This is a genomic window from Kitasatospora sp. NPDC048298 (genome assembly GCF_043201465.1).
In the GTDB taxonomy this organism is placed as follows: Bacteria; Actinomycetota; Actinomycetes; order Streptomycetales; family Streptomycetaceae; genus Kitasatospora.
Genome location: NZ_JBICYZ010000087.1, coordinates 24,527 through 37,527, shown reverse-complemented (window position 1 = coordinate 37,527; position 13,001 = coordinate 24,527). Strand labels below are relative to the sequence as shown.

The 13,001-nt window shown below is 70.1% G+C and carries 10 protein-coding genes and 1 CRISPR repeat array; of the genes, 6 read left to right on the top strand and 4 right to left on the bottom strand.

The window, feature by feature from the left end:
• Nucleotides 1-647: 647 nt before the first annotated feature.
• A CRISPR array of direct repeats spans nt 648-2,384; the repeat unit is 28 nt; unit sequence ATCGGCCCCGCGCTCGCGGGGGTTGCTC.
• 6 nt (nt 2,385-2,390) lie between these two features.
• From ACGF0D_RS39080 to ACGF0D_RS39055, 6 genes are all read left to right on the top strand, one after another.
• The gene (locus ACGF0D_RS39080) at nt 2,391-3,539 is read left to right on the top strand and encodes a transposase (RefSeq protein ID WP_392924797.1); all 1,149 of its coding nucleotides are present in this window, start codon (nt 2,391-2,393) and stop codon (nt 3,537-3,539) included.
• A gap of 1,206 nt (nt 3,540-4,745) precedes the next feature.
• On the top strand, nt 4,746-5,513 hold the full coding sequence (locus ACGF0D_RS39075; protein WP_392924795.1) for an SDR family NAD(P)-dependent oxidoreductase: 768 nt from the start codon (nt 4,746-4,748) through the stop codon (nt 5,511-5,513).
• 26 nt (nt 5,514-5,539) lie between these two features.
• Nucleotides 5,540-5,911: a MerR family transcriptional regulator gene (locus ACGF0D_RS39070; protein WP_392924793.1), complete on the top strand. Its 372-nt coding sequence runs from the start codon at nt 5,540-5,542 to the stop codon at nt 5,909-5,911.
• Nucleotides 5,912-6,049: 138 nt separating this feature from the next.
• On the top strand, nt 6,050-7,174 hold the full coding sequence (locus tag ACGF0D_RS39065) for a DUF6183 family protein (protein WP_392924791.1): 1,125 nt from the start codon (nt 6,050-6,052) through the stop codon (nt 7,172-7,174).
• A gap of 864 nt (nt 7,175-8,038) precedes the next feature.
• Nucleotides 8,039-8,671 (top strand): hypothetical protein, encoded by a 633-nt coding sequence (locus ACGF0D_RS39060; RefSeq protein WP_392924789.1) that lies wholly within the window; start codon nt 8,039-8,041, stop codon nt 8,669-8,671.
• 238 nt (nt 8,672-8,909) lie between these two features.
• The gene (locus ACGF0D_RS39055; RefSeq protein ID WP_392924787.1) at nt 8,910-9,392 is read left to right on the top strand and encodes a hypothetical protein; all 483 of its coding nucleotides are present in this window, start codon (nt 8,910-8,912) and stop codon (nt 9,390-9,392) included.
• Between the two features lie 84 nt (nt 9,393-9,476).
• Here ACGF0D_RS39055 and ACGF0D_RS39050 read toward each other — a convergent pair whose 3' ends face one another.
• From ACGF0D_RS39050 to ACGF0D_RS39035, 4 genes are all read right to left on the bottom strand, one after another.
• On the bottom strand, nt 9,477-9,956 hold the full coding sequence (locus ACGF0D_RS39050; protein WP_392924786.1) for a hypothetical protein: 480 nt from the start codon (nt 9,954-9,956) through the stop codon (nt 9,477-9,479).
• 126 nt (nt 9,957-10,082) lie between these two features.
• The gene (locus ACGF0D_RS39045; protein WP_392924784.1) at nt 10,083-10,697 is read right to left on the bottom strand and encodes a hypothetical protein; all 615 of its coding nucleotides are present in this window, start codon (nt 10,695-10,697) and stop codon (nt 10,083-10,085) included.
• Complete coding sequence (locus tag ACGF0D_RS39040; protein WP_392924782.1) at nt 10,694-12,427, bottom strand: alpha/beta hydrolase; 1,734 nt, start codon at nt 12,425-12,427, stop codon at nt 10,694-10,696. The genes ACGF0D_RS39045 and ACGF0D_RS39040 overlap by 4 nt, the downstream gene beginning before the upstream one ends.
• A complete protein-coding gene (locus ACGF0D_RS39035; RefSeq protein WP_392924780.1) occupies nt 12,427-12,813 on the bottom strand; it encodes a hypothetical protein in 387 nt (128 codons plus the stop codon). The genes ACGF0D_RS39040 and ACGF0D_RS39035 overlap by 1 nt, the downstream gene beginning before the upstream one ends.
• Between the last annotated feature and the right edge of the window lie 188 nt (nt 12,814-13,001).

The window sequence follows — 13,001 nt, the reverse complement described above, 5'->3', positions numbered from 1 at the left end:
CTTCTCGACACCGCCCGGAGCCCTCACCCGAACGGCCCAAAAGTGGGGCCAGCCGAGTCCGTTCTGGTGGGGCCAAAACTCACCGGCGCAGACAGCCGACCAAGCGCAGCACGCAGCAGACGGCCGCCGGCCCCGTCATGCCGCCAGGTCTCCGTGTTCACCGCGAACTTGTTCCATGAGGGGCCCGCTCAGCGAACGACGTCCGCCCCGACGGGGTCCACACGCACGGCCTTGCCGTAGTCATGGATCCCGCACAGCCAGGCGAACAGACGCCGTCCCTTCCCCGCCCGCCCGCCCGCGACGGCATCGAGACACCCGGTGTCACGGGTGGCAGGTAACGGTCCCAGACGACCTCCGCCACCGCCTGTGCAACAGCGGCAGATCGGCAGCCCCCGGCCCGCCCGGCCGGCCTCCCCACAACTCGCCCAGCCAGCCCCTGTCCTCAGGCAAGTACCACCGCCGGCGGTCCTCAGCCATCGTCCGGCCTCCATGTGCGAGTACGCTTCGGGGGCCAAGAACGCAGCACTGACAACTGGCTTGGCCGCGAGAAGAGATGCCGATGCCCCATAGGGACGTCATGAGTCACCTACCGAATCGAACTGAATCAATCGGCGCCCTCTGAGGAGAATCGCTGCAGGTCAGGAAGTATCGGCCCCGCGCTCGCGGGGGTTGCTCCTGGCCTTTCTGACTCGTTATCACCGGAGGGAAATCGGCCCCGCGCTCGCGGGGGTTGCTCCCCCACCTGCCCCGGCGGCGCGGCCCGGTCCCGATCGGCCCCGCGCTCGCGGGGGTTGCTCCCTTGTTAGTGGATCGGAGTAGGGATGGAACCGATCGGCCCCGCGCTCGCGGGGGTTGCTCCCAGATGCCCAGCATCCGCCTCGGCATCGGCTTATCGGCCCCGCGCTCGCGGGGGTTGCTCCCTCGGCCAGCGCCTGGGCGCCGTGCTCGATCCATCGGCCCCGCGCTCGCGGGGGTTGCTCCACCTTCCGCGTCATGTCGGAGCGCTCCGACGAATCGGCCCCGCGCTCGCGGGGGTTGCTCCCCTGGCCCGACCGCCTGACACCGTGTCCGACTATCGGCCCCGCGCTCGCGGGGGTTGCTCCTCCTGGCCGTGGCCTCGCAGGGTGCCAAGTTCATCGGCCCCGCGCTCGCGGGGGTTGCTCCGATGGTCGCGCGCTGGTCGCCGTCGGACGCCAATCGGCCCCGTGCTCGCGGGGGTTGCTCCTGGCAGACGGAGCAGGGCGAGAACCGCTCCATATCGGCCCCGCGCTCGCGGGGGTTGCTCCCGGGTCACCGCCGAACTCACCCTGCCCGCAGGATCGGCCCCGCGCTCGCGGGGGTTGCTCTGTACTGGTGCCAGTACTGCAACGGCTGGATAGATCGGCCCCGCGCTCGCGGGGGTTGCTCCCCCAACGTCGTCCTGGGAGTTCGACGCTGATCATCGGCCCCGCGCTCGCGGGAGTTGCTCGACTTCGTTGCGCCCGCCGCCGGACGTTACCTTATCGGCCCCGCGCTCGCGGGGGTTGCTCCATGGACACCCAGGTGCACGAGGCGTATGAGGAATCGGCCCCGCGCTCGCGGGGGTTGCTCCGCGCCCGGGACGACGACGTCGCCGACCGAGTCATCGGCCCCGCGCTCGCGGGGGTTGCTCCGGGCTGCCGGCGACCTGGTTGTAGTTGGCGTCATCGGCCCCGCGCTCGCGGGGGTTGCTCGAGGCCCTGCACGGCCTGCTGCACGGCCAGGAGATCGGCCCCGCGCTCGCGGGGGTTGCTCCGAGCACCTACGCACCGTTGGGGAGGAGGACGAATCGGCCCCGCGCTCGCGGGGGTTGCTCCCTGATGAGCCGCCACGTTGGTGGGCCCGAACGATCGGCCCCGCGCTCGCGGGGGTTGCTCCCTTCCGGTCGTCGCCTATCCAGATCCTCAGGGATCGGCCCCGCGCTCGCGGGGGTTGCTCCAGGAAGTCGCCCGCGGCCGCGGTCGAGGCGCAATCGGCCCCGCGCTCGCGGGTGTTGCTCTAACCGGCCGGTGGTCGTGTGGACCGTCCTCGCATCGGCCCCGCGCTCGCGGGGGTTGCTCCGCGGCCCACCTCCTCGGGATCCGCCCGTGGGAATCGGCCCCGCGCACGCGGGGGTTGCTCCCGCCCGTCGCGGGCGGCGGTGTCCGCGTCCGTGTCGGCCCCGCGCTCGCGGGGGTTGCCCCGTGGTCCGCCACGTGATCACCGTCATGGTCACATCGGCCCCGCGCTAGCGGGGGTTGCTCGGCGCCCAAGGGACAGGTCCCGGCGACTACCTAATCGGCCCCGCGCTCGCGGGGGTTGCTCCGCCTTCTTGGACGTGATGACCATCTCCGGCTCGTCGGCCCCGCACTCGCGGGGGTCATGCCCCCTCTGTGGAGGACCTCCTGGTCCCGCCTCGGCAGAGCCGACGCGCACTCGCCCCATGGATCGGCTACCTGAACCAGCGGTGGAACGAGGGCCGCACCGACAGCGGACTGCTCTTCCGCGAGATCCAGGTCCTGGGCTACCCGGACAGCAGCCGCAGCGTCCGACGCTGGCTGGAGCCACTGCGATCCTCGCCCGCACCGACACCCAAGCTGCCGACCACGCCGACCGTCCGGCAGGTCACGGGCTGGCTCACCCGCCACCCCGATGCTCTGACCAGCCACGAAGCCCTCCAGTTCAAGCACCTCCTGGCCCGCTGCCCTGAACTGGCGACCGCCAGCAAGCGGGTGCGCAACTTCGCCCGGATGATGAAGAACCTCAACGGCGAACACCTACCCGTATGGATCGACCAGACCGAGACCACTGACCTGCCGCCCCTTCGCAACTTCGCCCGCCACCTGCGCCAAGACCTCGACGCCGTGACCGCCGACCTCACCCTGCGCTGGAACAGCGGACCCGTCGAAGGACACGTCAACCGGATCATTCTGTGGAATCCAAGCTGTCAAGTGCTGCCGCGGATGGTGCCGCTTCGAATATGTGTTGGCGGGTTGGGCCGCAGGCCGGAAGACTCAGTTGCTGTGAACATGGGGATCTCTGGTTTCAAGCCGTCCTTCCTGGTCGGGATCGAGGCGGTTCGGCAGGCTCACGGATCACGTCTGGCGACGCTCGTGGGTAGGCGGCTGACGGGGTTCGCCCTGGTGCGCTTCGTCGAGGACGGAGACTGGTTCGCCGACTGCCCGGTGGTGATGGACTTCGACGGCCTCCAGACGGAGGTTTGCCACTCGAAGCTCGAGGAACTCTCGATCGGCTGGAACACGATCGACACCGCGGCGACCATCACCGGGTGGGAATGGTGCGAGCTCACGCCCCAATGGTCTCACGACGATGAACGCCTGGAGCCGTTTGTCGGCCAGGAACTGCGCGAGGTCGCGCTGCTTGAGTGGCGGCCAGCAGACCATGACCTGGCCGCCGGATCGGTGGCGGTGGAGTTCGCCTTCACCGAGGGCTGTCTGCGGATCGTCAACGGGCTCGACGAGAACCGCATCGAGGTCGGTGCGGCCCAGCCGGATTACGTTCGGCACCGGCTGGGCCGTTGAGCACTACTGCTCGGTCGGCTTCTGGTTGATCTCAGAGGGCGTTTGAAGTGAGTGGATTGCCCTTTATGTTCTAGTAGGTTCCTCGCCAGGTTGGTGTGGTCTCGTCCGTTCGCCGCTCCCGGCTCGTTGCCCGTTCGCGCTGTCATACAGTCCCCGTGGGTGTCGCGTCGGCGCGTGCCTATCGCCACCCGACACGCGCCCGGTGGCGGCCGCGGCACCGTCCGCAGGGAACAGGCGCCGCCGGCTGAGCCCGGCTGAGCCCGGCTGTCGGGATGTCTCCCGCCGTTCCCTGGTCCCGCTCGCCGCGGTCCAGGCGTGCCCGCCGCAGATCCCGCTCGCCGGCGCCGTGGGCCGGGCGGGCCGGCCGTGCCTGCCCGGGCGCTGGAGACGCGCCGGGCTGACAGCTGCAGGCGGCCACGCGGACCGCGGCCGGCTGCGCCCCGCCTGCTCTGGCGTGTGCCGTTCGCCGCCGGACCGCCACCGAACCTGCCCGCCCGGCACCGCTGTCGGGCCGGCGCCGTTGTCGGGCTGCTGTCGTGGGGCGAGCAGGGCGTCGGCCTCGGGCTGCTGGGCGATGCACACTGCGCTCTCCACCGGCACCGGCCTCCTCACGAAGAGATTGGGATGGTCGGATGGTCCGCCCAGTGTGGCCATATGGGCCCCGCGGTGGCGGTGACACGCCCCGGCGCCGGCCGGGCGGGCACCCGGCTGGCCCCGAACCCGGGGACCGCCCGGCGCGAGGCGGTGTCGTCGGGGTGACGGATCGGAGGGCCGCTCGTTGGGCCGGGTACCTGCCGGTCGCAGCAGGACGGCGGTGCCCGGACTACCACCCCCGGCCCGGGCACCGCCGCGCCCGGCCGGCCCGGTCACTCCGCCGACCGCTCGAGGGCGACCCCGGAAACTCTGGAACTCCGACTCCGTCACCCGGCCTTCCCGACCCAACGAGGACGCACCGCCGCGATTCGCCACGTTGTCCTCCAGGCCCCGGCTCCGGGGGTGGCCCGGATGCTCGGCTACCACAACGACACCACCGCCCAGCTCGCCGCCGAGGCCGGAGGAACCTGGCGTCATTACGCCCCTGGCGACCACTCACAATCACCATGAGCACTCAACAGCGGAGGCATACGTGACTCGCACTTACGAGAGTCACCAGTTTGATCCCCCTCACGCGATGCTTGACCTTGCCGCTGGAGGCAGGGTTGCACGATGACCGGCATGAACAGCACCGCACCGCAGAGCAGCAGGATCGTCGCCGTCACCGGAGCCGGCACCGGGATCGGCCGGGCCACCGCCCGCGCCTTCGCCACTGAGGGCGCCCACGTGGTCGCGATCGGGCGGCGGGCCGAGCCCCTCAAGGAGACCGCGGCCAGGCACGACCGAATCACGCCGCTGGCCGCCGACATCACCGCCGATGGCGAGCCGGATCGGATCATCCGGGCCGTGCTGGAGACACACGGCCGGCTGGACGTGCTGGTCAACAACGCAGGCATCGTGCGCAGCGGCGCCCTCGGCACGCTGACGCCAGAGATGATCACAGCTCAGCTTGCCACCAACCTCGTCGCGCCCATCCTGCTGGCCCAGGTCGCGCTACCACTCCTGGAGAAGTCGGGCGGGGTGATCGTCAATGTCAGTACGTCGGTGGGGCAGCGGGCCTGGCCCGGCAGCTCGGTCTATGCGGCTACCAAGACCGCTCTGGAGCTGCTGACCCGCAGCTGGGCGGTCGAGCTGGCAGCCCGCGGGATCCGGGTGGTGGCGGTCGCCCCCGGCGCGATCGACACCCCCATCGGCGAGCACCAGGGCCTGACACCGGAGCGAATGGCAGCGGTGCGGGAGTGGCAGCTGGCGCACACCCCGCTGGCCCGGATCGGCCACCCCGAGGAGGTGGCCTGGGCAGTCACCCAGCTTGCCGCACCGGCCGCTTCGTTCGTCACCGGAGTGGTACTCCCGGTCGACGGCGGAGCGGTCGTTGCGTGATAGGAGTGGTGCGGGAGGTGGGATGAGTGCGGATCGGTGAGCTGGCCAGGGCGACCGGGATAACCGCCCGTGCGCTGCGGCACTACGAGCAGGCCAGACTGATCTCCTCGCAGCGGGCCCCCAACGGCTACCGCATCTATGACGAGCGGGCGGTGGTGCGCGTCCGCAATATCCGCTACCTGCTGGCCGCCGGGCTCACTCTGGACGACGTGCAGGTGTTCCTACCGTGCCTGGACGGCGATGTGGCCGCTGCACCGCCCTCGGACAAGGGCCTGCGGGTCGCGCTGGAACGGCTGGCAGTCCTCAACGAACGGATCGCTGCCCAGACCGAGGCCCGCGACCGGCTGGAAGCCGCGTTGCGACAGGCGACCGGTGGCCGGATCCGCCCAGTGGCCTGAACGCCCGCCTCGTCACACAAGCCAGAGGAACCTGTCGCTACGCTCCCCATGACCACTGGGCTTGATTCGCTTTTATGGACACCCCTGACCAGGGGCTTCGGCCCCGTGAGGGGATGCCGGATGCGTAGGCTCAGGGCCGTGGCTGATCAGATACAGAAGATTGTGACGGGACTGCCGGACCTGACGGATGTCACCGGTGTGTGGGCGGTGGCCGATGGCAGGGTCGCGCAAGGGGATGCAGCCTTTGCTGCCGACCTTGGCATCGCTCTCGCCAGGACGTACGGCACTGGGGGGCAGATGTGGCAGTACCGAAGTGTCTTCGACCATCTGCTTCGGCTGTTGGCCACCACCGCTGGCCCCGACAATGTCACCCAGGCGCTGCGGCTGGTCTCCTCGGCCGAGGTCACCGGCAGGAAGCTGGATCGCTACACGGCCTCGTTGCTGGCTTCCAGCCATGAGGCGGCGGACCTGGCTGCGGCGTTCACTGGCCGGGCTTCGGAGGAGCTTCGGGCCTGTCTGGTCCATGAGCTGGTTCTCAGGGGTGTGGTCGTCGGGGAAGTGCCGGGGATCGCGGGTTGGGCGACGTCGCCGCATTGGACTCATCACCCGCTGGGCTGGCTGCCCCTGATGCCGTCCGGTATGGAGGAGGGCGTGGATCTGCCGAGCTACAGCGTCCGCGGCAGTAGTCACGCGATGCCGTACGGACCATCGGAGAGTCGCGAACTGGCGGTGGACGCCGACGCGCGTGTGCCGGCAGCGGAGGAGACAACAACCCTGGCCACCGCCACCGCGATGGGCACGGCCGTGGCGAACTGGGCCAAGGAGTCCAACGGGCGCGTCGAGGCGCGCGCGTTCGACCTCGCCGAACCCCTGGACGCCGAGTCCGTCCCGGCCGTGCTCCTCGCGCTGGGGCTGGAGTGTCTGCACGGGGCGGGGAAGAAGACCCCTCTGTCAGTTGCTGTCCGTCCGCCGGCCCAGGCATGGCGAGTGCTCTTCGCCGCGGCGTCAACGGGAGGGGCGTACAACTCGGGCTCCTACGGTGCCTACGGCCGTCTGGCGGCCTGGCAGTCCCTGGCCGCGCTGGCCGGAAGCCCAGAAGGAACCAGCGCTTCTGAGGTCGAGGCGCACGTGCTGGACTGCGTCTGGCACGGCTTCGGCGCCGACACCAAATGGTTCGAGCAGGTGGCCTGGGACATTGGTCTGGCCGCGCTCTCCCCAGGTCGACGGCGCCTGGCCGTGCTCGCTGCGACCGACACCGACTGAGTCGGCAACTGGTCGTGCGTCGAGGAGGCGGGCGGCCGCGTCCACACCCGGGTGACCACCCAGGCCCCGCGGATCGCGGACCTGGTCGCCGCCGAGAAGGCGGGCGAGCCGGTCACGGTGTACGCCACTTAAGCGTCGCTGGAGCGGATCGTCCAGGCCCACCCGACTTCGGGCTTCCGCCCTGGGACCTGGTGGTCATCGACGAGGCGCACCGCACCGCCGGCGCCGAGGGCAAGGCCTGGGCGGCCGTCCACGACGACACCCGGGTCGGCGGGCCGGCAGGTCCAGATGGGCGGGAATCGCGGTCACCCACGCACTATGTCGCGCCGCCCCTGCCGACGCCTCCCGTTCCGATGAACATCAACCCAGCCGATCACGAACCGCTCGCCGGTTGGGCAAGTAACGCGAAAACCCGGTCAGATGTGCACAGTCACAGCCGACTTGCCCGTCAGCCCGGGAGGGTGCGGTCGCCCGGTACACCGCCACGGCCAGCTCGCACCGCGGGGTCCTTCGCGGACCCGGACGGGTACCTGGGAGGCGGCGGCGCCGGTCGCCGCAGGCCCGTCCGCCGGGGCCTGACCGGGGCGGCCCATGGCCTTGTCGAGTCCGTGCCGTTCGTGGGAAAAATGCCGCGCGTGCCGCTCGGGCGAATGATCATAATGACCGTACCCGTCCCGGCCTGTTCCGCCAGGCCGTTGTCCGGCGGGAGACGGGAGATCAGGAGACATCCCCTTGACGCGGTTCGTCGTCCGTGTGGCGCCGGTGATGCTGGCGATGACCGGCCTGTTGGCGAGTTGTTCGTCCGCACCGACCCCGGGGTCCCCGCCTCCGGCCAGTCCTGACCATGGTGCCGCTGCGTCTTCGTTGGCTCCACCAGCCCCGGCGCCCTCGTCGGCCGCGCCGTGGCGGCCGCTTGCACCCCTGTCCCGCGAGCAGCTGGACGCCTCGCTCCTACAGGCTGGCGACCTGCCGTCGGGCAGCACGACCGAGCCCGCCGAGGCCGTGCCCGGCACACCGGCCGAACTGGCCGACCAGATCAAGCGGTACCCGGCGTGCGGGCCGGTCCTCACCGCGGTTTCCGAGCAACTGCCGAACTCCGCCCGTCGCTGGTACGTCACGGGCAACAACGTGCTGGGCAACCGAACCCTGGCGGACCTCGGGAACATTCCCGACGGGCGGTCCCGGGAACGCTTCGACGCGCTGGAGCATGCCGTGTACGGCGGCGGCTGCACCGGTTTCCGGGCGGACGGCGGGCCGCAGCTTCGGGTCGAGGCGGTTCCCGTCGAGGGGCTGGAGGTTCCGGCCGTGGGCTTCCGCATCGTCGCACCGACCGGCGCGGTGGCGTCCCAGGGCGGGTTCACGCGTGTCTACCTCTACGCGGCCGTCGGCGACAACCGCGCCCTCCTCCTCACCGCCGACGACACTGCTCACACACCTGCCCTGCGCAGCGACCTGGTGACCGCCCAGGTCCACCGCCTCGCGACCGCGTCCGGCTGATCCGGGCCGGCGCGACACGACCGGGGCACGACCGAGGGGACCTTCAACGGCACCATGGGGCGGCTGCACAGGCGGCCGTCGCGCCCGATGGCGACTGGTCGTCACTGACGCCGGACCGGTCACGCTGGCCAACCGGCAGCAGGCCGTCGCGGACCTGTCCGCCGACTGCTGGCGCGGCCGGTGGTGCAGGGAGGTCCACGACGACAACGACGACGGCTGGCCCGAGTACGACGACGCCGTGCCCATCGTCGCGACCACCCTGGAGCTGCCGGCCGAGCATGGGCCGCTCGGGCCGGTGTGGTGGCGCTTCGGCCGCTCGGGCCGCCACTCCCTCATCGAGGCGCTGGAGATCATCCCTCCCAGCGAGGGGAGCCTGGACCGTGAGACCTGGATCCGGCTGATCGATATCCTCACCGCGCACAGCCCCGCAGGCCCGGACACTCGCTGCCTGGCCTACTACCCGATGACGCTCGGGGCCATCGACTTCGACAACCTCCATGTACGGGCGGGGCGCCTCGGCGACGCCGAGATCCTCTACGACATGCCCGAGGCCGACCTGGCCGACTTCAGCCCCGCCAACCTCTGGGCCGAAGACCGCTCATGGGTCCTGTGCACCGACTACGACCTGTGGGCCACCAAGGTCGCCGGGCCTCCGGCCCTCATCGAGGCGCTGCTGAACGACACCGGTCTCGAGGCGGTACGGCTGACCTGGGCGACCTGAGGCAAGCTGCACCGGCCCGTTCTGATCGGTCGCAGATCAGGGACGGCAGACGCCGAGTTACCGGTACCTGGACACGGTGGGCTTTCAGCACGACCAGAATGGGTCGTCGCACCGGGGGATGATGTCAAGGTTGCCGTTGGCCAGGGTCGGCTCGGGTATGTAGGTGCCGAAGGGGTCACGGTCGCGGATGACCGGGATGGGGCCGACGGCCGCCTGGAAGGTGATGTTGCCGGCAGCACCGAAGAGCACGCATACGCCGTGCCCGGCGCCGGTGGTGGCGAACATGGCCGGCTGCCTGGGGTTGACAGAGGTGATCGTGTACCCGCGGGCCTGCCAGCCGCGTTCGGTGATGCCTAGCAGTGCGCCGTGTTTGGTTGGGGCGATCTTGGTCATGATGTAGCGGTCGCGGGTCGCAATGGCGTAGCCGAGGGATCGGTCGTCGGGGCCTGCGGTCTGCTCGACGGAGCGCGGCCAGCCATCCCAGTAACGCAGGCGGGGACGGATCGCGGCCATCGTCTCGTCGAGGAGCGCGTCGAGTACCTGGACAGCCTGTTCGGGGGTCATGCGGAGCCTTTGGAGAAAGGTGGGGAGCAGGGCTTCGAAGGGGACAACCGATGGTCCGGCAGGCCGGGGCAGGCCCGCCGTGCGGCGGGCCTGCCCCGGGGGCGGGTTGGCGGAGCTGCTGGGTGATCAGTTCGACCAGAACGGGTCGTCGTATTTGGGAATGATGTCGAGGTTGCCGTTGGCCATGACGGGGTCGGGCGTGGGGGTGCCGAACGGATCGCGGTCGCGGATGACGGGAATATGGGAGACGGCCGCGCTGATGTCGATGTTGCCGAACTCGTAGATGGTGATGGTGACGCTGTTGCCGTCCGGGGTTCGGGCAGTCAGGGAAGGCAGGGTGGAGCCGGCGGGGGTGGCGACCGTGTAGCCCTTGGCCTTCCAGCCCTGCTCGACCATGCCTAGCAGGGTGGGGTACTTGGCCGGGGCGATCTTGGTCATGACGTAGCGGTCTCGGGTGGCGGTGGCGTAGCCCAGGGAGTGATCGTCGATCCCGCCGCTCTGTTCGGTGGAGTGAGGCCAGGCGTCCCAGTACTGCGGGCGGGGCCGGACCTGGGCGAGCGAGTCGTCGAGGAGGGCGTTGAGGCGGAGCAGGGCCTGCTCGGGGGGCACCAACGAGGTGGACGGCGAGGAACTGACAACGTCGCGGACGGCGCTGCAGGCCGTCAGGGCGAACGCGAGCGCCACAGGCGCGGTGACTGCGGCCAGGCGCCGTGGCAGCGGGCTGCTCGGAAATGCGATCATCGCTGGTCCTGCCTGGTGACGTGGTTGTACCTGCCGGCCACGATCTGGCCGATGTTGTTGGACGAGATCGCGTTGTCGTTCGGGCCGGCCTTCAGGTCGGGTTTCTCCATGTAGTTGGAGTGGGACTCCTGGGGCAGTCCGAACGGGACGGCGAAGCGGTTGGCGCCGAACTCCTTGCTGGCCGGGTCCTGGCCGAACCAGAGCTGGTTGGGCTGGCCACCGGCGGCCGTGTACAGGTCGCTGCCGAGACCTCCAAGGACGGGGTCCAGGGCGCCCATGGCGGCACGGGGCGCGGACGGCAGATGGCTGACGGGGTCGCTCTCCGCGTCGCCGACCCACACGTGACTGGGGTCGATGTTCAGTTGCGAGGCCTTCTGCGCGCCGGTGCCAGGGGAACCGACGAGGACGATGTCGTCGGCACCGGTGCCACCGGGCATCTGCGCGCCCATGCCCACCGTGGTGGAGCCGTAGCTGTGGGCCAGGGCGACCAGGTGTGCGGGCGGCCCGTCGTGGGTGGCGCGCAGGCCCGCCATGAACTTGTCGTAGGCGGCGCCGCCCTTGACGGCGCGGTCGGTGTCCATCACGTCCAGCGTCCGGGTGTCACCGTCGGCGAGCTTGTCCAGACCCGGCGGTGGATCGTAGCCGAGCCAGACCATGGAAGCGGCCGAGGCAGTGGGGTCGGCGTTCTGCGTTGCCTGCCACACGTTCCGGGCACGGTCGCCGTCCTTGTTGGCGACGTCGGAAAGCTTGGTGCCCAGCCCGGGCACGTACGCGCTGACGTTCTTCGCGGTGTCCGGGTTGCCGTAGGACAGGATGCCGCGGCCCTGCCCCTCCTCGCTGACGCCGAGCAGGAAGATCGGCGGCTTCTGGTCCCCGTACCCCTTCAGCTTGGCATCGATCGCGCGGAAGCCGTCCAGCTTCTGCTTCTCGTCGTCCGTCAAGTTGGACTTGTGCTCGTAGACGTCGAGCAGGTGGGTCAGCTGGAGGCGGTTGGCCTGGTTCCGGGCTTCCGCCGGAATGCCGTCGCGCATTCCGAGCAAGTCCGGAAATGTCTGGATGAAGCGCTGCTGCTCGTCCGGGGGCAGGCTCTTCCACCAGGCGTTGACCTCGGTGGCCGGCGTACCGGCGGGCGGAAACCCGGCTGACATCAGGTCGACACCCTGCTGGGTAACGGCCTTCAGATCGGCAGCGGCCTTGTCGGTCTCCAGCCCGGAGCCGTTGCGCGCGCGTTCGGTCAGGGCGTCCAGGAGCGCTGCGACCTTCTGGTCGGCGTTGTCGGCCTCGGTGACGGCGCCGGATATCCGGTTCGCAAGCGCCTTCGCCTGTTCGGGGATGTTGTAACCCGGGTCGTTCTGCTCAGCCTTGGATGGCGCGGGCCAGGTCACCGTCCCGCTGTCGGCGACGGTCAGTCCCCGGTTCTGAGCGTCCTGCAGTGCCTCCTTCAGCTTGAGCTGGGCCAGCAGCAAGCTGTCGTAAGCCTCGCGCAGCAGCCCGGAAACCGCCGACATCTCAGTGTGCGCCGCGTCCAGGCGCTCGCTGGTGCGTTGCAGGGAAGCATTGGCGCCACCGGCGGCGTTACCGACCCAGCTCGCGCTGTAAATGTGCCGGACGACCTCGTGATGCATCGTCTGGACGTGCTTGTTGAAGTTGGCGGAGAGGGTGTCGTACGCGGTGGCCGCCGGCACGAGGCCGGACAGGTCGGTGTCGCGTAGCTGAGCGAGAGTGACCATCAGCTCCCCGCCTGCGGAGAGCCGCCTGCGCCGTAGGGGGCGAGGCTCACGGCGCTGTTCTTGTCGGCGTTTCGATATTCGGTCGCCGTCTGACCCAGCTTGATGCTGACATTGTCGATCTCCGTGGCCAGGCTCTTCAGGCACTCCTCCCACGCGGCCGTGCAACTCTTCAGCGACGCTCCGACCCGCCAGCCCGACATGGCGCCGACCGCCGTGTCCGAGGGCTCGTGAATGACCTTGAGCTCATTCGGCATCGCCTCGCCGGTGTCCTTCGCCGCCTTGGCAGCCGTGTCCAAGTCTGCCGGGTCGACCCCAAAGGACGGCCCGGCCGATGACGTGGACGGCGGGATGGCATAAGGCCCGCCCGAGCCTGCGTACGCGTTCATGGATGTCCGTCCCCCCTGCCAGCCGACGTACGCCACGCTCACGAACCGATTCGGCCGCGAGGGGCGCTACATGCGTACGACTCGCACACGTGACCGTTTATTCGCGCACGGTGAACGTAGCAGACTTGGCTCGTCCATGGGGCCGCCTGGCTGCTAAGGCCCGCGAACGCGCTGCCCGACTGTGTGAT